The following is a 17905-nucleotide window of genomic DNA, read 5'->3' on the forward strand; positions in this document are numbered from 1 at the left end:
CCATGCCAGCGTGGGGTTGAGGTGCGTGTTCCTCCTCGCAGAGGGAATCAGTTGCCGTCAGCAATCGCACGATCCGGACTCGGGGCTCAGCGCGAGAGGATCAGTGCAAAGCGACCGAGAGCAGTAGGACGGACGATTCCAGGGCTTCGACATCATGGCGCTGCGGCGGCACCGCGACCAGATCACCTGGACCGAGCTCGACCTCCGCGTCACCCGCACGGACCCGGACACGGCCACGTAGGCAGAGCAGCGAGGCATCCCCGGGACTCTTGTGCTCGCCCATCACCCGACCTGCGGCAAGCGCCGTGAGCGTCTGCCGGAGACGGGCACCAGGCCTGCTGTAGACCGTGACCGAGCTGCGCCCACTCTCGGCCGACGCTGCCTTGGCAAGCCGCTCGGCAGCCAAATCGTCGATCGACGAGACATCCATCCGTTGATGATCGCACGGCGAGAGCCTCAACGCCGGTGCACAAGGTCACGGCCGCCGAGCACAGGTCAGCAGACACCTCCGAGGTGCCCATCAGTTGCAAGACGATCAACAGAGCGTGGCGACCGTACACAGTTGGGGGCAACTCGGCAGACGGCGGCAAGATCGAGGTCGCGGTCGTCGCATCTTGGCTCGGACAGAGCTCGTCGGGCGGCGCCTCCACCCGCGACGCGCCCGGCACCTACGAGGCCAAGTACTCTCCGGTCGCGGTCGACGACGACGCCGTGGTGGCCACCGGCACGTCGCGGTATCGCGAAGTGCCGGACGGACCCATCGTCCGCACCTACGAGAACTGCTTCATCATGCGCTTCGACGGCGAAGGACGCTGCCGTGAGTTCACCGAGTACTACGTCCGCCGCCCCTGAACGACTACGGGCAACCACGCTCGGCAACTCGGTGAATGAGATGGCGACGGCCAGCGACTACGACATCGGGCATCAGGTGGCTCAGCTCTCCAGGCCGATGCATGTGGTCAAGGTGCGTGTTCCTCCTCGGACACGCGACTTATCCACACGATCGGCCAACGGGTCGATCTCCACGTCGACTATCTGTTCGGCGTGGCTGTACCCGAAGCACCCGCAACCGTTCCGACTGCCGATCCGCTGAGTCATCTGCCGCAAGGAGTGCGTTCTCCGGCCAGACGACACACTGAACCGAGCGAGGTCCGGATCCCGGCCGATCTGGCCGGGCCGATCGAAGTAGCCCTGGCGCGATCGGTCGATCAAATCCCCAGTCCGAATGCCCTGCCAGGCGGATCGCGCTACGAGGTGAAGTGGGACGGCACGGCTGGCTGATTGCCACCAAGCGTCCGGCGCGCGCACTTCGAGCTTCATTGGGGGCCTCTCGGGGCGCAAATTATGACCGCGACGCCCGATGGACGGGGCAAGCATGAACTCTTGCTGGCCTGCACGCCAATGCTGGAGCCCTCGTCGACCGGCTGACTTCCAACTCGGACGGCGAGAGTTGGAGCCAGCTTTGTAGCTAGCCGGGCAGGGGTGGGCGGTGGGACTTCCTCGATACCCGCAACGCCTCTCGGCGTGATGGTGGGAGCGGCTGAGTGACCCGCAGCACCGCCGGAGCTGCGGGTTCGGGCGGCTCGTAGGTGGCTACCAATAGGACTGGGCAACGTTGGAGCGGTATTCGTAGCGAACCGGCGTGGGGGCGATCGATGCTCGAAAGGTACGAGACCATCGATCGCACTGGAGACAGACATGGCTAGGCAGCACGCCGACAGGCCGCCTTTCGGCATCCGACTCATGCATGCCCTCGGCAAGGAACCCGACTGGGCGACGATCACGCGGGAGGAGCTCGCGGTACTGAGCGCCGCCGAGGATCGAAAGCGGAAGTCCAAGACTGCACGGCTCATCACCGGATTTCCGGACCGAGGGGTTGGGATCGAGTGGCGCACGGTGCCGCTGGGAGATCGGGAGCTGCCGGTGCGGGTCTACCGGTCGGCCGACGACCGTACGCTGCCGCTGGTGCTCCACGTGCACGGCGGAGGGTTCGTCGGTACGGCTGCGCAGAGTGACTGGGTGAACAGCCGGATCGCGGCGCAGGTGCCCGCGGTCGTCGTCTCGGTCGAGCACCGGCTGCTGGACTTCGACACTCCGATCACGGCCGCGGTCGACGACGGGTGGGACGTGCTCGCCCAGGTGCTCGAGGACGCCGCCGCGTGGGGCGTCGACCCGGGGCGAGTTGCCGTGTTCGGTGAGAGCACCGGCGGCCTGGTCGCCGCGCTCGCGGCACTTCGCGCGCGGGAGGTGACGGTGGAGCTGCGCGCCCAGGTCTTGGTCAACGCGTGCCTCGACCTCACACCCGCCCTCTACGCCCTGCCCTCGATGACTGAGCACGGCGACAGCCCCACCCTCACCACCGCGCAAATGGACCTGTTCTGCCGGCTCGCCGTACCCAATGACACTGACCCCCGGCCGGTCTCGCCGTTGCAGGCGAACGACCTGAGCAAGCTGGCACCGGCCCTGCTGATCGTGCCGACCTTCGATCCGGTGTCGGACCAGGCCCGCGCCTACGCGCGTCGCCTGGAGGACGCGGGTACGCCGTCGAAGCTGACGGAGTACCGGGGCGCGACCCACGCGTTCCTGAGCATGCCGGGGGTCGTACCGCAGGCGAAACCCGCCCGCGCCGAGGTCGTCGCCTTCCTCGCCGACCACCTCAACTGAGTGGGCGGGGCCCGGCCGGGCCCCGCCCACTACTAGTGGTCGTTCAGGTACGTGTACTGCTTCAACCCGTAGTACGGATCGCCGCTGTTGCCGGTCAGCCACACCTCGACGTAGATCGTCGTGCCCTCGGGCAGGTTGTGGATCGCCGACCAGGTCTCCGAGCACTGACCGTTGCCGCCGGCATGCAGCTGGTACAGCGGCTGGTACGGGAGCACCGAGATGGCCGCGCTGACGCCGTACCCATCCGCTTCGTTGTCGCACACCCGGATGTCGTCGTCATACTCCTTGACGAACACCTTGCCACCAGCCGTCCCGGAGTCTCCGGTCGAGTAGATGTGATCCCAGAACAACGGCGTCGTGTGGGCGGACGCCGGAGCCGCGGTCGCCCCGGCGACCACAGTCCCCACCGCCAGCGCCACTGCGCCGACCGACTTACGAGACGTCATGACTCTCCTTATAGTTGCCGTATTCCCTTACGCCACAACGATCTGTTGGATGCAACCCAGTCCGCTACGAACCTCTGTACGACGTTCCCGCCGCACTTTCGTGGCTCGCTACGAAAATGCCTCAGCAACAAAGTCCCGAACCGGCCGGAACCTGATCGCGGCATAGATCTTGTTCGGGGTGGGCTGGCGAGATCAGTGAACAAGCACACGTCATCTCCCGCCGCCCGCAGGTACTGCATCACCGCGGCCGTCAACGCACTGCCGTACCCGTGACCACGAAACTCCGGGGGCGTGTACACCGGACCGATCCGCACTGCTCCGAACACCGGGCTCTGATGTCCGGCCAGCCCGACGACTCGACCTCGGTCGACCCAAACCGGTCACGGCGGATCCGGTCCTCGAGCCACCGCCGATCCTCAGCCGGGCTGCCCACCCGGGCAACCTCGGCGCGATAGGCGCCCAACAGCGGGACGAGCGTCGCAACGTCAGCCGCGACCGCACGCCTTGCAGCACCATCAGCCGCATGAGCAACGAACACGTCCAGCTTGTGGAGCCGGGTCCGCTCGACCTCGTGAAAGGGCTGCGAGGTCGTTTCGGCGTACCGGAGCGCCGCGTCGGGCAGACCGGTGACTGTCTGCGGCCTGCCGTCGATCAAGGCCTCGACGACGGCTGGGACGAGCTCAGCGGGCAGACCTCCGAGGTCGATCCCGTCGCCAGGTGTGAAGAGAGCTGTCCCCCACGACCTCATCTGCATCGTGAACCGACACGAAAACGACCGAGTCGGTGCGATTTTTCACTCTGGAGAGAATCGTGATGTTGAGCACCGTATCTCGTTGCAGGAAAGGAAAGGCGAGCTCGCCGAAAACGGTCGGATCATGGGTCAACCTGGCGAGCATGTCAGTTGAGCTCTACTGACATGGAGTTGTAGACGCGAGCGCTCTTCGTGGTGAGTTGGCGAACGGCGCAGCTCATGACAGTCGGGAGGGCGGAGACCAGGCGTGCGCCGTGGGAGAGGCCCGCGACGCCCAGTCTCGAGGTTGGGACCAGGGTCTTGGCCGCGCTCAGGGCTACCTCTCGGCTGCCCTGGATGTTCTGGGCCATCGCCCGTTCGTACGCCGGGAACGCACGCTCGTGATCGCCGTTGACGCGGGCCAGTTCGCCCGCGAGGACCTACGCCCCGATGACCGCCAGGCTGGTGCTCCCGCCGACCGCCGGTCCGGGGCGGTAGCCCGCGTCGCCGACCAGCGTGACCCGGCCGCGCGACCAACTGTCCATTCGGAGCTGTATGACCGAGTCGAAGTAGAACACCGGCGTCCGGTCGAGCTCCGCCTGCCAGCGGTCGACCTCGGGGTGCATGCCGACGAACGCCTCGCGGACCACAGACTTCTGCCGCGGTACGTCACGGTAGTGATACTTCAACTCTCCTGCACGGAACAGGAACAGTGCCCGTGCCTCCCCCAGATGCCGTGCCCCGTACGGGCTGACCGGCTCAGTGAACTGATCCTCCGCACCGAAGACGAGCCTCCGAACGTTGGAGTGCAACCCGTCCGCGCCGATGACCTGGTCGAAACGACGCGGCGCACCACGCTCGAAGCACACCTCACCATCAGCCCGAGATCGACGTGATCGAGTCCCCGTAGACGTACTCGACGTCGTCACCCGTGGCGTCGCAGTAGACCTGGCTGAGATCGTCGCGCATGATCTCGACGTGCCGGTCCGACATGGCCCCGAACACCTTCGCCAGATCGACCTTGACCGGACGCTCGACCCCCTCGCGGTACAGCGTCATCCGCTCGGTGTCGACCGCGAGCTCCTCGATGCGCTTCAGGACTCCCATCTGCTAGGAGATCTCGACCGCCGGCCGGAACAGATCCACCGAGTGCCCGCCGGTCTTCCGCGGCGACACCGCCCGCTCAACCACCGTGACCCGGAATCCGTGCCGAGCCAACCAGTAGGCAAGCACCGGCCCGGCGACGCTGGCTCCCGAAACGGGAACGTCCATCACAGCACCCCGCCAACGACAAGCTCGACACCAGTGACAAAGCCCGCGCCGTCCCCAGCCAGAAACAACGCAGCTTGCGCCACATCGACCGGGGTGGCCAGGCGGTCTGCCAAGACAGTGTTCACCCGGATCTGCCGCGGCGCGTACTCGGCCGCGGTCACCCGGGTCAGATGGTTCAGCGCCGCCATCGACGCGGCACTCGCCACGTCTCGCGCCGAGCCGGCCGTCGATACGTTGACGACCGATCCGCCCGCCTCGGGCATCAGTGGTACGGCATGCTTCATCGCGAGGAAGGCAGTCGTGACGTTCACCGCCATCGCGTGGTCCCACTGCTTCTCGGACGCGTCGGCGACCTCCGGCGCGCGCAGAGCGTTGCTGAGTAGATCGACCCGGCCCAGCTCGCCCGCAACCTGGCCGAAGACCTCCGCAAGCTGTTCCTCCGACGTACGGTCCGCATGAACGCGTACGACGTACGCCCCCTCCCCCGCGAAGGTCTCCGCCAGCTGCCGGCCGGTCCCCGACTCCGCTCCGACGACCACTGCGATTCTTCCGTCCAGCCGCTTCATACCGCATCCTCCCCGGACGGCCAGCACAACGTCATACCGCCGTCGACCACCAACTCGACACCGCTGACGTGACACGACTCCGGGCCGGCGAGGAAGAGCACCGCGTTCGCGACATCCCACGCATCTCCCATCCGGCCCATCGGCACCTGACGCGCCCGCCGCCGCCACATCTCATCCACATCCCCCGACGCGTACGCGTCCACCACGCCGGCCTGCGCCGCGATCATCGGCGTCTTCATCAACCCCGGTACCACGGCATTGACCCTGATCCTGTCCCTGGCGTACCGCGCCGCACTCACTCTCGTCAGCTCGTTCAACGCGGCCTTCGACGCGGCGTACGAGATGTACGGGATTCCGCTGTGGCGCAACGACGTGACCGACGAGATGTTGACGACCGACCCGCCACCGGCACCACGCAGCAGCGGAAGCGCTGCCTGCATTGCCAGATACGCGCTCTTCACATTCACCGCAAGGACCCGGTCCCAGTCCGCGCGCGACGTCTCGACCACCCCGCCGAGCGTGCCGATGCCGACATTGTTGTCCAGTACATCGAGCCGCCCGTACTCCGAGGCGACCACAGCGAACACCGCCGCCACATCGTCGCTACTCGTCACATCGGCCCGCATTGCGATCGCCCGGCCGCCCTCACCAGTGACGATCGCGGCCGTCTCCTCAGCAGCCTCGAGATTCACATCCACGCAAACAACAGCCGCGCCCGCGCGCGCGAACGTCACCGCGGTCGCCTTCCCGTTGCCCCAGCCGGCCGCAATCGAGCCGGCCCCCATCACCACGGCGACCTTGTCCTCCAACAGCCTCATCACATCTCCTCTCAGATGGTTCGGTCGCGATCGGCCCAGAACCCGGCCCGAACGTCCTTCTTCAAGACCTTGCCGTTCACGCTCCTCGGCAGCTGGTCGACGAAGACGACATCTTTCGGCGCCCGGACCGGTCCGAGCGCCTCGCGGCAGCGCAGCAGCAACTCGTCAGCGGCTACCGACATCCCCGGCTTCAGCTCGACAACAGCCGTCACCCGCTCGCCCCAGTCGTCGTCGGGCGCGCCAACGACCGCGCAGTCCTCAACCGCCGGGTGGCTCCAGATGACCTGCTCGACCTCCCCCGGGTAGACGTTGAACCCGCCCGTGATGATCAGGTCCTTCAACCGCCCAGTCAGATAGAGGTAGCCGGCTTCGTCCAGGTGGCCAAGGTCTCCGGTGTGCAGCCAACCACCGCGGAGCACCTCATCGGTGCGCTCCGGATCCCGGTAGTACCCCTTCATGACCAGCTCGCCGCGGACGCAGATCTCCCCCGTCTCCCCCACACCCAGTTCCGCGCCCGTTGTCGGGTCCTTCACTCTGACCGACACCAGCGGGTACGGCCGTCCGCAGGACGCGAGCCGCTCCGGATGTTCCTGCGGTCGTAGGAAGCTGATTGCCGCCGGTGCCTCCATCTGCCCGTACCCCTCGAGGAAGATCGGACCGAGCCGCTCGATGCCGCGGCGCAGCCGGTCGACGGACATCGGCGCAGCTCCGTAGATGAGATAGTGCAGTGACGACGTGTCCGCTTCCACCCCTTCGAGTACGTCGAGCAGCCGGTAGATCACCGTCGGCGGAAGGAACACTTCGGTCACGCCGTACATCTCGATCGCCACCAGGATGTCTACCGGCGTCGCTCGCGGCAGGATCGCGACTGTCCCGCCACGGGCGCTCGTCTGCAGCGTCAGCAGCCCCCCGGTGTGTGTCATCGGAGCCGCGGCGAGATTGACGATCTCCGCACCTTCTGGGTAACTCACCGCCAGCAGCTGGTGCGCGACCATCGCCGACAGTGTGCGGTGAGTGTTCATGACCCCCTTCGGCAGCCCGGTCGTACCGCCGGTCGGGGCGATCGCCACCACGTCGTCCATCGCGTACAAGATGTCCGGCCCAGTGTCGGGGAACTGCGCGACCCACGAGCCGAAGTCGAAGTCCTCGGTACCGGCGCCGAGCGCGATGAAGACCACGTGCCCGAGCTGGCCCCGCAGCTCGTCCACCTGCTCTGCAAGTGTCGTGTCGTAGAAGACCAGCTCGACATCGAAGCGATGCAGCAGCGCCGCCGTCTGCTTCACCGGATGCCCCGGGTTGAGCGGTACCCAGGCACCGCCTGCCCGCCAGATTCCCAGCACACAGATCCATGCCAACGGCGTGTTCGGCGCAAGCACCGCGACCTTGGTTTCACGCACCAGTCCGGCCGCGAGCAGCCCGTTGGCGATCCGGCACGAGATCTGGTGCGCCTGGTCGTAGGTCCACAGCTCCGTCGCCAAGCGGTACGCCACGCCAGTCGGGTTGATTCGCCACCCCCGGTCGAAGAAGTCGACAATTGCCATGGCTCAGCGCCTCCCCAAGATGATGACGGAGGCAACGGCCTCCTCGCCGAGATGGAATCCGCCGCCGTTCTCGGCGAGCGCGATCCGCGCCCCCAGCACCTGCCGGCTACCGCAGGCACCGCGTAGCTGCTCGGTCAGCTCGAACACCTGCCCGAGCCCGGTCGCCGCGAGCGGATGTCCCTTCGACTCCAGACCACCGGACGGGTTCACCGGGATCCGCCCGCCCAGCGTCGTCTCACCCCGCCAGGCCGCCGGCCCACCCTCGCCGGCCGGAACCAGCCCGAGCAGTTCGGTTTGCAGTACTTCCCCGAACGCCGTCGCGTCGTGAACCTCGGCGACGTCCACATCCTCTGGCCCGACTCCGGCACGGTCATAGGCGCGGGCCGCGACCTGTCTGGTGACGTCCGGCCCGGTGCCGACAACCGCCGCGAGGACCTCAACAGCTCGTTCGCTACCCAGCCGTCGCAGACCTTCCTCGTTGCAAACCACTACCGCGGCCGCGCCATCCGTGACCGGTGCACACATCGGCACAGTTAGCGGATAGGCCAGCTGGCGAGCTGCCAGGACGACCGGAACGGTCAGCGAACCGCGGTAGTGGGCACGGGCGTTGTCTGCTGCATGAGCGTGGTTCTTCGAGGCCACCGCGGCTAGCTGAGCCTGCGTTGTGCCGTACTGCCGCATGTGGTTACGGGCCAGCGCGGCGTAGATGTCCATGAAGATCGACCGCCGGCCCAGCTCGGTCTCATCAACCTCGCCACCTAGCTCCTTCAGCGTGCGGAGCAGCGCGCCGGGATCCGAGACGTCGTACGCCGTGTCGAACAGCGCCATCGTGCGCTCGGGATCACCGACGTGCATCTTCTCGGCACCCACCGCGAGCGCAACCGCCGCATCACCCGACCGGACCTGTGCAACCGCGAGGCTCAGCGCCGACGCACCGGTCGCGCAGGCGTTCTCGACGTTGTGCACCGGGATGGCCTCGAAGCCCGCCGACCGCAACGCGATCTGGCCGGACACCATCACCTGCCGCTCGAGAAACCCGTGGGTAGCGGTCCCGTAGAACACCACGTCCACGACTCCAGGGTCGGCGCCGGCGTCGGACAAAGCGTCCCGGATCGCCCAGCGCGCGAGTTCGTGGTTGGTCAGCTCGCAGTGGACCCCGAAGGTGGTCATACCGACGCCGACGACCCAGACCCGACTGCTCGCGGCTGATGCGCTCATTGCGACCCTCCCGGCACACTGTGCTGAATTGGTGAGGTGAACTGCGTCGAGCATCCGTCGCACCTCGTCCGGGTCGCTACGCATCGGGCTCCAATGTCAGCGCCACGGCTTCGTAGCGGGCTACGAAGCGACGGCTGCAGCCCGGAGCGGGGCCAGCGCGTTGCTCCAGGCAACGACGTCGTCGAGCATGCCGGCCAGCCCGGCGACGGCGCGGTCGCCCGGTTTGAGGGTCCTGAAGCTCTCGAAATCCGCGTGCAGCGACAGGAAGACCTGCCGGGGTACGTCGGCCATTCCAAGCAGGCCGGCGAACGAGCGCAGCTGGGCGGCCGCGCCGGTCCCGCCGGCGCTGCCGTACGAGACCACGCCGAGCGCCTTGGTGCGCCACTCGGTGAAGGTGAAGTCGAGGGCGTTCTTCAGCACTGCGGGCAGCGAGTTGTTGTACTCGGGAGTGATGATGACGTAACCGTCGAACGACTCGATCAACCGGCCCCAGGCCTTGGTGTGCTCGTTCTGGTACTGACCGAACATCGGCGGCACCGGCTCGTCCAGGTACGGCAGCGGGTGGTCACGCAGGTCGACCAGCTCGAACTCGGCGTCGCCGCGTTCGGCGGCCACGCCGCACACCCACTCGGCGACCTGTGCGCCGACCCGGTTCGGGCGGGTGCTGCCCAGGATGACTGCGATTCTCATCTGATGATCTCTCTACTTGGTCCGTTCCTTCGTGAGGGATGACGAGCGGTGCGCGAGAGATGTCAGGCATTGCGAGCGACGTCACAAGCCACGCGCTACCACCGTCGTACGCCGAGGTGGGGCAAGATGACGTCATGGTCGACGGGGTCCCTGATCGGATGGTCCGGCTCGTCGCGGCCCTGGAGGACGACGACGGGGTCGTGGAGCCGATCCTCGAACGCGTCCGGGCCGAGCTGCCCAGCTACGACGCCGTCGAGCGGGACCAGATTGTGGCCAGCATCCGGCGAATCCGCGCCCGCGTCTGCCGCACGCTCGCGATCGGTGAGGTACCGGCGGCCGACGAGCTGTGGGAGGCCGAGCGTGCGACCGTGGAGCGGCTGAACGCCGGCGTACCGATCGAAGACATCCTGTCGGGGTTCCGGATCACGATCTGGACGCTGCAGCACCGGTTGGTCGAGCTCGCGACCGAGCACCAGGTCAGCGGATCGGATGTCGTCAAACTGACGGCGCTCGTCTGGAAGCTGAGCGACCTGTTCTCGGCCCGCGCCGCGGCCGACTACCATCAGCTCGGTCTGGCCCACGCCGTCGCCGACCAACGCCGCCGCGACGAGTGGATCGGGGGCGTACTCGCGGGTGAGCTCAGCCTGGCGGAACTGGAGCGCGGCTACACCATTTACCGCTTGCGCCGGGATACGCCGTACCGCGCGTTCTGTACGGCACCGGCCGCCGAGCCGACCATCTGGCGCACTCAGCGGCTCCTGACCGAGCGGTATGGCGACAACGTTCTGATGGCACCGGCTCACGACTGCCTGCTGGGGCTGATCGCGGTCCAGCCGTCCCCGGTGCCCGACGTGCTGGTCGCGGTCGGGCCGCCGCTGCCGGTCGACCGGCTCGTTGCGTCGCACCGGACCGCACAACAAGTGCTTGTCGCCGCGGCTCTGCATCACCACGACGGGGTGCACACCGTGGAGAGCCTCGGCTGGCGGCTCGCCGTACCGACGCTGGGCGAGTTGGACGAGCTGCTGCGCGCGCGGTACCTTCGGCCCCTGCAGGAGATCGGTCCGTTCGGTGACCAGGTCGTCGAGGCACTGCGCAGCTACCTGAGGCACGAGCGGAGCATCCCGCTCACGGCCGCCGCGTTGCACGTCCACGTCAACACGCTCCGGTACCGGCTGTCGCGCTTCGAGGAGCTGACCGGCCGCTCGCTGCAGGACACCGACACCGTCGTGGAGCTCGCGCTCGCCCTGGGCTTGGCGACGGCCGACTAGCCGCGGAGGCCGACAGTGGAAGAGTGGGACGAGCGGGCCCTGGTTGGCGGAGCCGTTGCTCACCGGGGAGGATGCGGCGGCGAAGGTGCTCCTGGACGAGTCTCTGAGCACCGCGATGCTGGTTGTGATGGAGACGCTGACGCCCGCTGAGCGCGTCGCGCTCATGATGCACGACGTCTTCGAGCTTCCGTTCGACCGGATCGCCGAGGTGCTTGGGACGACGAGCGCGGCCGGCCGGAAGCTCGCGTCCCGCGCGCGGACGCGACTGCGAAGCTCAAGGATCGGCCGCCGGCGTCGCGGGCGGAGACCGAGCGGCTGCTGCTGGCGTACCGGGCTGCGACCGAGACAGGCGACCTGGCAGGTCTCGTCGCGCTGCTGGATCCCGACCTGGTGTACGTCGCCGACGGCGGCGGCAAGGCCCGGACCGCACAGAAGCCGGTGTCAGGCGCCGACCGGGTCGCCGCGCTGGCGATTCGGATCCTCGGACTCGCCCGGGCCGACGCTTCCCGGATCGTCGAGGTGAACGGCATCCCGGCGCTGGCAACGTACCGGCGCGGACGGCTGATCTGGCTGGACACCGTCGAGATCCACGACGGCCGGATCACCGAGCTGAGGCGCCTCGCGAACCCGGACAAGCTCGGTCACATCTGACGGGGCTGTCTTGTTTCCCTGCAAATCGACAGGGAAAGAGGACAGAGCACGTGGGACACATAGTCGTCGTCGGAGCCGGTTTCGCGGGTGTGTGGAGCGCGGCGGGAGCGGCACTCGCACGCGGTCACGCGGATCTGCGCATCACCGTGATCGCCCCCAACGAGCAACTGGTGCTGAGGCCGAGGCTGTACGAACCGGACCTGGACCTCGCCACCGTCGAGCTCGACAGGATCCTCACGCCGATCGGCGCCGAGAAGATCCTCGCGGCCGCCGGCCGGGTCTACATCGATCTCCCGTTCTTCCCCCGCTGGCGCTGAGCGAGCCGAGTGGCCAGTCGGGCTCGCCGGTCTGGCCACTCCTCGCTCAGGATCGAGTAGATCGCGGTGTCCCGCAGCAGCCCCTCCTCACCTCGAACCCGCGACTCCGACCACCGGCGCAGCACTCCTTCGAAGGTTGCGCCGACACCCTCGATCGCTGCTCGCGAACGGTGGTTGCGCGCATCGGTCGTGAGATCGATGCGGATCACCCCGAGCACAGCGAAGGCGTGCTCGAAGAGCAGCAACTTGCACTCGGTGTTGATCCCCCGCCCTTGTGCCGAAGCCCCCAGCCAGGTCGACCCGATCTCAACGGCACAGAGCCGGTCCCCGTCGGGTGATCGCCGCACATCCCAGTATGCCGTCACGCCGACCGCCCGACCGGAGCACCGGTCCACCACCGCGTATGGCACCAGCCTGCGTGCCGCAGCTCCGGCCAACCGGTCATCGATGTACCGCTCGATGCCGTCGGCAACTGGCACCCAGGTGAACCCGTACGAGGAGCGGTCCTCCTCGCACGCCATCGCCAGATCCGCGGCGTGCCCGTGCCCGAGGGGCTCGAGCCGCACCAGACAGCCCTCCAGCACCGGCCAGACATATCCGGCCGGGAACGATGCGGCGGACATTCCGTTCCTTCCTGTGTTCGAAGCTCGCTACGACAGCAGCGTGATCCGGTCCCGAGCCGATGGTGTGATGACGGGGTGGGCGCGGAGATAGTCGATGAACTCCTCGTGATCCCGTCCGTTGCGATACGGGACGGCGAAGCCGCTGAGTGCCTTGTAACCGTCCGCCCCGATCAGGGTGTACGCCAGCGCCGCCACCCGGTAGGTCTTGGTCAGATCCAGCGGTACGTCGTCGATGCGGAAGCCGGCCGGGTCGACCCTGTCACCGACGTCACGGCGGGCATCGAAGGTCGCTAGCACGTTCGCGGAGAAGTTCAGGGGACTGTAACGGACGGTCCCGTCAGCAGCCGTCTGCCACTGCTGCTCCAGTGCGTCATGAATCTGCTGCCCGGTCAGGGAGACGGTCAGAACCGGGTTCTCGTAGCCAAGCTGCGAGTACGCCTCGCCGTACAGGATGACGCCGTCGGCGTCGTCCATGTTGCCGGCCTTGGCGTACAGCAGGGAGCCGGCCACCGCGTTCGAGCCGGTGATCGGCTTGGCCGCGACGAGAGCGAAGTCGACAGGTGACTTGCGCCTCGCGGACCACAGGCACAGGTCCGCGCCGAGCTCAGCCATCGTGCTCTCACCTGAGGCCGAGAGAGCCGGTGTGAAGTCTCCGTCGAGGTGACCGGCCACGATTCCGTACCGCCGCTCGCCGAACGCGGTCCAGTAGTCGACGATCCGAGCGATCCGCGGATCGGGGGCCACGTCGAGCGTGACCGGATGATTCGTCGACACCGTCAGATCGCGGACCACCTCGCCCGTCCGCGGATCCAGCTTGAGCCTGATCTCGTTGATGATCTGCCCGGCGTGGCCCGCCTCGACAATCGGACGAGGAACACCGTTCGCATCGGGAAGCATCGCGTTGAACCACCAGTGCCAGTGACCGGTGACGATCGCGCAGATGTCCGGAGTGAGATCGGCAGCGAGCTTGATCGCCGGCCCGGTAGCAAGGTTCGCGCCGTTGATCGGGCGTGCCAGTTTGTCGGCCTGCTGGGCGCCGTCGTGCACCACGACTACCAACGCACGCACGCCACGGCGTTTCAGGAAAGCAGCGGTCTGGTTGCCGGCAACCGTCGTCTCGATGCTGTCCAGCTTCGGGTTGTACGAGGTCGAACCGGTCGGGGTGTCGGCCACAGTCAGATGGATGAATCCGATGGGGTACCGGCGGGCGCCATGGGTCACCCACTCCACGTTGTACGGCGCGAACACCGGCTGAGCGGACTTCCGCCACAGGATACTGGCCGAGTAATAGCCGAACTTGATGCCCTGGTACGGATGGCCGGTGGAGTCGCGGAAGCTGGAGTCACGCCCCGGCACCCCGATCGGCTTCGCCTTCATCATGTGATCGATCAGGTAGTCGACACCGGTGTCGAACTCATGGTTGCCGAGGGCAGAGAACTGCAGGCCGAGCGCGTTCAGCACCTCCATCGTCGACTCGTCCGACAGCATCTTGTTGTCCAGCGGCTGCCCGCCGAAGTTGTCCCCGGCGCTGAAGAAGATCGAGTTCTTGCGCGCCCTGAGCCCGTCCAGGTGGGTCGCCAGGTACGCCGCGCCACCGACGTGCAGAGTGTCCTGGCCATGAGGCCCCGGCAGGTACCCGTCGATCTGGGCCGTCGGTGTCCGGTTGTTGCCGTGAAAGTCGGTGATGTTCAGCAACTGGACATCAACGAGCTCGCCTGACGGCGGTCGCCGCGCGGCCTCGTTCGCGTACGCCGAAACTCCCAGCTCCACCGAAGCAACCACTCCGCCGGCGCCCGCCAGCACAGCCCGCCGGCCAACACGTCTCTCCATCGCGACATCCCTTCGATCCGTCAACGTCTCGATCTCCGACTGTTCTGTTCGTCAGCCGACGACTGCGTCAGCAACGGGTGCTTCTGTCGTTCCCTCGACCGCGCCGTCGATGGTCGTCGCGAGCGGCTTCTCCGTGATGAACGCCAGCAGCGCAGCTGCGACGCCCGCAAGAGGCGTCAGATACCGGAACACCGGGGTCAATGCATCGCTGTACGCGTTCACGACCAGGTGATGCGCGGCCGCCGGAAGATGCCGAACCGCGTCGGGCGTCAATGCGTTCACATCGGCGGCTTCGGCGCTGTGTCCGGCGAGAAGGTCCGTCAGCCGAGAGGCGAAGACGGTCCCGACGACGGCCGAGCCGAGCGAGGCGCCGATCTGGCGGAAGTAGCTGTTCGCTGCCGTGGCGGTGCCGACGTCCCGAGCCGGGAAGGTGTTCTGCACGATCAGCACCAGGATCTGGCTGCTGAGGCCCAGCCCCACACCCAGGATGCCGAGGTAGACGCAGACGATCGCCACAGCTGTGCCAGCCGTCATGGTCGAGATCGCACCTAGAGCCAGACCGACAACGACCGAGCCGGCGATCGGGAGCCGCTTGTAGCGGCCGGTTCTGCTCACCGCGCGCCCCGAGAGCACTGACGTCACGAGCAGCCCGGCCCACATCGGAAGCATCAACAGGCCTGCCGTGGTTGCGCCGCAACCAGTGACCATCTGCAGATACGTCGGCATGTAGGCGAAAGCCCCGAATATCGCGATCCCGATCAGCAGCCCGGCGCCGGTGGCAAGAACGAAGTTGCGCTCGCGGAACAGCTTCAGCGGCATGACCGGCTCAGCCGCCCGCCGCTCGGCCAGCACGAACCCGACAGCGGCGAACACGGTCAGCGCGATCAGAGCCACGATGACGGCCGAGCCCCACGCGTACCTCGTCCCGCCCCAGACCGACGCGAGGACCAGACACGCGGAAGCGAGGCCGAGCAGGATCGTCCCGGACACGTCGACTCGTGACCGGCCGCGATCGCGCCTGGGACGGCGCAGGAAGAGCATGGCGGCGGCGACCGAGAGAGCGCCGAGCGGAAGGTTGATCCAGAACGCCCAGCGCCATCCGACCGCTTCGGTGAAGAATCCTCCGAGCAGCGGACCGGCTACGGACGACAGAGCGAAGACGCCGCCCATGATTCCCATGTACCGGCCCCGCTGCCGCGCCGGTATGACGTCCGCGACGATCGCCTGCGCAAGGATGATCAGGCCACCGCCACCCACTCCCTGAACCGCACGTCCGATGACGAGCACGGTCATGCCGCCGGCCAGCCCGCCGAGAACGGAGCCGGCCATGAACACCGCCGTCGCCGCGACGAAGATGATCTTTCGGCCGATCAGGTCACCCGCCTTGCCGTAGATCGGCATCATCACGGTCGAGGCCAGCGTGTAAGCGGTAGTGACCCACAGCATCTGGTTCACACCGTGCAGGTCCCCGACGATCGTCGGCAGCGCAGTACTGAAGATCATCTGGTCCAGCGATGCCAGCAGCATCGCGACCATCAGCCCGGCAAACACCAGCCCAACGGTCCGGGCGATTCACGTTTCATGGCTCTGGCTACCGGCTCGCGCTACTTCGCTGCTTCCGGCGACGGCTCGCCGGCCACCGCAGGCAAGGCCACGAGTGGCGAGCCCGGAAGTGGGGTGGTGTCGAAGTACCTGACCTCGAAGATGCGCTCGGTGAACTTCCAGCCGTCCGCGGTGCGGCGGTAGCGGTCGTTGAAGAACGCGTAGTTGTAGATCGAGGTGCCGTTGCGGAGCCGGCCGAGCTCGCACACGTACGCGCGGCCGGACGCGGTGTCGCCGTCGAGCTCGATCGAGCCCGTGTGCGTGGTTTGGACGAAGAACTCCCACTCGTCCGCCAACCGCTCGGTCCCGGCCCGGATCTCCTCCCGCCCGGTCTGCACGACGTGCGCGTCCGGGATCTTGTACACCCCGTCCTCGGTGAACAGCTCCGCGAACCGGTCGTAGTCCCCCATCATCGCCGCGTCGCTGAACTCACCCCGCAGGGCCTCGATCTCCACCCGGTCGGCTACAGCCTGAAAGTCAGTCATCGCTCTCTTCCTCATCATCACGAACCCGGTGCGGACACACCGGTTGCATCTCGCTCTAGGACGAAGCAGCCGGCCGGAATGTCAGGCGGGCCGAGCACGCGTCAGCCGCCGCCTGACATTCGCGCGAGATCGATCGTCAAGAAACCGACCACGAGCAGATCAGGAGCAGCAGTGAAGATGCCCAACCCTCCGGGATACCGGCCCGGCGTCTGGAAGGTCGACGCCGAGAGCTCCAGAATCGAGTTCTCGATCCATCAGCTGGCGACCCAGGCCCGCGGACAGTTCACCAACTACGACGTGGCGGGTGTCGCCACCGAAGACATCGCCGGATCCTCGGTGACCGCGATGATCGACCTCACATCGATCGATACCGGAAACCCGACCCGCGACAAGCATCTGCGTGGCCGCGGCTTCCTCAACGTCCGCGGGTACCCGGCGATGCGCTACCGGTCGACCGGTGTCCGGCACACGGCCGACGGGCTGGTCGTCGACGGTGAGCTCGAGCTGCACGGCACGACCCGGGCCGTGCAGCTACGCGTCGAGCTCGACCGCTTCACAACCGACACGGCGGGCAACTGGCGGGCGTCTCTCTCGGCCGGCGGGCAGATCAGCCGCCGGGAGTTCGGCCTCGGCATCCCCATGGCGGCGGGTTCGCGATCGCGGACAAGATCTCGGTCAGGCTCCGAATGGAGGCCGTCCAGCAGAGCTGAGGGGCTCGGCTACGGGGACGGGGACGGCGACGGCTGGCGAGAGTCGACTGCGCGGTTCAGTTCCTCCCAATAGCGCGCGATGACGGACAGCTCAGCTTCGGTGAAGCCGAGCGTGGTCTCGGTCATCGCGTCGGCGTACAGGTCGAAGCGCGCGCTGATCGGGGCGACGCGGTCGCTCCGGACGTGGACCGCGAACCGACGACCATCGTCGGGCGTCCGTACGCGCTCGACGAACCCGGCCTCCTCGAGAGTGTCCAGTACGCGGGTGACGGTGCTGCGGGGCAGACCCGTCTGCGCACTCAGCTCCGCGGGATACATTGCGCCGTCATGCAACGTCAGCACATGCAGCGCCTGCAGAGCTACCTCCGGGATCCCGGCACTCTTCGCCACGTCGGCGTACAGCAGGAGCAGCCGCGGCAGCATCCGCTGGAACCGATCCCGGACGATCTCCCGGTTGGACGAGGCAGTCATGTC

The 17905-nt window shown here is 67.2% G+C and carries 23 protein-coding genes and 1 pseudogene; 7 read left to right on the forward strand and 17 right to left on the reverse strand.

All coding sequences use genetic code 11. The features are described from left to right. Positions 1 to 100 precede the first annotated feature (100 nt). Positions 101 to 430, reverse strand: a complete 330-nt coding sequence (locus tag ACGFH6_RS29390) for a cupin domain-containing protein (protein ID WP_393390459.1) — start codon at positions 428 to 430, stop codon at positions 101 to 103. A 35-nt stretch (positions 431 to 465) separates the two neighbouring features. On the opposite strand from ACGFH6_RS29390, the gene ACGFH6_RS29395 reads away from it, so the two are divergent. Both ACGFH6_RS29395 and ACGFH6_RS29400 read left to right on the forward strand, forming a co-directional pair. Beyond that, on the forward strand, positions 466 to 852 hold the full coding sequence (locus tag ACGFH6_RS29395; RefSeq protein WP_393390461.1) for a hypothetical protein: 387 nt from the start codon (positions 466 to 468) through the stop codon (positions 850 to 852). 846 nt (positions 853 to 1698) lie between these two features. Further along, on the forward strand, positions 1699 to 2664 hold the full coding sequence (locus ACGFH6_RS29400; protein ID WP_393390464.1) for an alpha/beta hydrolase: 966 nt from the start codon (positions 1699 to 1701) through the stop codon (positions 2662 to 2664). A gap of 32 nt (positions 2665 to 2696) precedes the next feature. Here the strand turns inward: ACGFH6_RS29400 and ACGFH6_RS29405 are convergent, their stop codons facing one another. The 11 genes from ACGFH6_RS29405 to ACGFH6_RS29455 all read right to left on the reverse strand — a co-directional run bounded on the left by ACGFH6_RS29405 (position 2697) and on the right by ACGFH6_RS29455 (position 9945). Further along, positions 2697 to 3110 (reverse strand): hypothetical protein, encoded by a 414-nt coding sequence (locus tag ACGFH6_RS29405; RefSeq protein ID WP_393390467.1) that lies wholly within the window; start codon positions 3108 to 3110, stop codon positions 2697 to 2699. An 8-nt stretch (positions 3111 to 3118) separates the two neighbouring features. Next, complete coding sequence (locus ACGFH6_RS29410; RefSeq protein ID WP_393390469.1) at positions 3119 to 3436, reverse strand: GNAT family N-acetyltransferase; 318 nt, start codon at positions 3434 to 3436, stop codon at positions 3119 to 3121. Next, a complete protein-coding gene (locus ACGFH6_RS29415; protein ID WP_393390570.1) occupies positions 3361 to 3858 on the reverse strand; it encodes a hypothetical protein in 498 nt (165 codons plus the stop codon). Before ACGFH6_RS29415 ends, ACGFH6_RS29410 begins: the two co-directional genes overlap by 76 nt. A 422-nt stretch (positions 3859 to 4280) precedes the next feature. After that, a complete protein-coding gene (locus ACGFH6_RS29420) occupies positions 4281 to 4709 on the reverse strand; it encodes a hypothetical protein (protein WP_393390471.1) in 429 nt (142 codons plus the stop codon). 7 nt (positions 4710 to 4716) lie between these two features. After that, positions 4717 to 4947 (reverse strand): hypothetical protein, encoded by a 231-nt coding sequence (locus ACGFH6_RS29425; RefSeq protein ID WP_393390474.1) that lies wholly within the window; start codon positions 4945 to 4947, stop codon positions 4717 to 4719. A 3-nt stretch (positions 4948 to 4950) separates the two neighbouring features. Further along, positions 4951 to 5112, reverse strand: a complete 162-nt coding sequence (locus ACGFH6_RS29430) for a hypothetical protein (protein WP_393390477.1) — start codon at positions 5110 to 5112, stop codon at positions 4951 to 4953. After that, positions 5112 to 5678, reverse strand: coding sequence for an SDR family NAD(P)-dependent oxidoreductase (locus ACGFH6_RS29435; RefSeq protein WP_393390480.1), 567 nt, complete (start codon positions 5676 to 5678; stop codon positions 5112 to 5114). The genes ACGFH6_RS29430 and ACGFH6_RS29435 overlap by 1 nt, the downstream gene beginning before the upstream one ends. Next, the gene (locus ACGFH6_RS29440) at positions 5675 to 6496 is read right to left on the reverse strand and encodes an SDR family NAD(P)-dependent oxidoreductase (protein ID WP_393390482.1); all 822 of its coding nucleotides are present in this window, start codon (positions 6494 to 6496) and stop codon (positions 5675 to 5677) included. Before ACGFH6_RS29440 ends, ACGFH6_RS29435 begins: the two co-directional genes overlap by 4 nt. 11 nt (positions 6497 to 6507) lie before the next feature. Further along, entirely contained in the window at positions 6508 to 8037 is a 1530-nt protein-coding gene (locus ACGFH6_RS29445; protein WP_393390485.1) for a class I adenylate-forming enzyme family protein, read from the reverse strand. Positions 8038 to 8040: 3 nt separating this feature from the next. Beyond that, positions 8041 to 9255, reverse strand: a complete 1215-nt coding sequence (locus tag ACGFH6_RS29450) for a thiolase family protein (protein WP_393390487.1) — start codon at positions 9253 to 9255, stop codon at positions 8041 to 8043. A gap of 120 nt (positions 9256 to 9375) precedes the next feature. Next, complete coding sequence (locus ACGFH6_RS29455; RefSeq protein WP_393390489.1) at positions 9376 to 9945, reverse strand: NADPH-dependent FMN reductase; 570 nt, start codon at positions 9943 to 9945, stop codon at positions 9376 to 9378. A 134-nt stretch (positions 9946 to 10079) separates the two neighbouring features. Here ACGFH6_RS29455 and ACGFH6_RS29460 point away from each other — a divergent pair, with 134 nt between their 5' ends. The 4 genes and pseudogenes from ACGFH6_RS29460 (at position 10080) to ACGFH6_RS29475 (ending at position 12181) form a co-directional block, all read left to right on the forward strand. Further along, the gene (locus tag ACGFH6_RS29460) at positions 10080 to 11213 is read left to right on the forward strand and encodes a PucR family transcriptional regulator (RefSeq protein WP_393390492.1); all 1134 of its coding nucleotides are present in this window, start codon (positions 10080 to 10082) and stop codon (positions 11211 to 11213) included. A 127-nt stretch (positions 11214 to 11340) separates the two neighbouring features. Continuing rightward, positions 11341 to 11469, forward strand: a pseudogene (locus tag ACGFH6_RS29465) (sigma factor-like helix-turn-helix DNA-binding protein); the annotation flags it as partial. A gap of 134 nt (positions 11470 to 11603) precedes the next feature. Next, entirely contained in the window at positions 11604 to 11864 is a 261-nt protein-coding gene (locus ACGFH6_RS29470) for a hypothetical protein (RefSeq protein ID WP_393390571.1), read from the forward strand. A 50-nt stretch (positions 11865 to 11914) separates the two neighbouring features. Beyond that, complete coding sequence (locus tag ACGFH6_RS29475) at positions 11915 to 12181, forward strand: hypothetical protein (RefSeq protein WP_393390495.1); 267 nt, start codon at positions 11915 to 11917, stop codon at positions 12179 to 12181. Here ACGFH6_RS29475 and ACGFH6_RS29480 read toward each other — a convergent pair. Genes ACGFH6_RS29480 through ACGFH6_RS29495 form a run of 4 tightly spaced genes read right to left on the reverse strand, consistent with a single transcriptional unit; the run spans position 12145 to position 16721 of the window. Further along, positions 12145 to 12804, reverse strand: a complete 660-nt coding sequence (locus ACGFH6_RS29480) for a GNAT family N-acetyltransferase (protein ID WP_393390497.1) — start codon at positions 12802 to 12804, stop codon at positions 12145 to 12147. The genes ACGFH6_RS29475 and ACGFH6_RS29480 overlap by 37 nt on opposite strands. Before the next feature lie 27 nt (positions 12805 to 12831). Next, positions 12832 to 14634: a bifunctional metallophosphatase/5'-nucleotidase gene (locus ACGFH6_RS29485; protein ID WP_393390500.1), complete on the reverse strand. Its 1803-nt coding sequence runs from the start codon at positions 14632 to 14634 to the stop codon at positions 12832 to 12834. A 51-nt stretch (positions 14635 to 14685) separates the two neighbouring features. Continuing rightward, a complete protein-coding gene (locus ACGFH6_RS29490) occupies positions 14686 to 16185 on the reverse strand; it encodes an MDR family MFS transporter (protein WP_393390503.1) in 1500 nt (499 codons plus the stop codon). Positions 16186 to 16238: 53 nt separating this feature from the next. Beyond that, on the reverse strand, positions 16239 to 16721 hold the full coding sequence (locus ACGFH6_RS29495; RefSeq protein ID WP_393390505.1) for a nuclear transport factor 2 family protein: 483 nt from the start codon (positions 16719 to 16721) through the stop codon (positions 16239 to 16241). Positions 16722 to 16898: 177 nt separating this feature from the next. On the opposite strand from ACGFH6_RS29495, the gene ACGFH6_RS29500 reads away from it, so the two are divergent. Beyond that, entirely contained in the window at positions 16899 to 17504 is a 606-nt protein-coding gene (locus ACGFH6_RS29500; RefSeq protein ID WP_393390508.1) for a YceI family protein, read from the forward strand. Here ACGFH6_RS29500 and ACGFH6_RS29505 read toward each other — a convergent pair. Then, a complete protein-coding gene (locus ACGFH6_RS29505) occupies positions 17441 to 17902 on the reverse strand; it encodes a MarR family winged helix-turn-helix transcriptional regulator (RefSeq protein WP_393390511.1) in 462 nt (153 codons plus the stop codon). The genes ACGFH6_RS29500 and ACGFH6_RS29505 overlap by 64 nt on opposite strands. Positions 17903 to 17905: the final 3 nt, after the last annotated feature.

The sequence above is a fragment of the Kribbella sp. NPDC049227 genome, assembly GCF_043197265.1.
In the GTDB taxonomy this organism is placed as follows: domain Bacteria; phylum Actinomycetota; class Actinomycetes; order Propionibacteriales; family Kribbellaceae; genus Kribbella.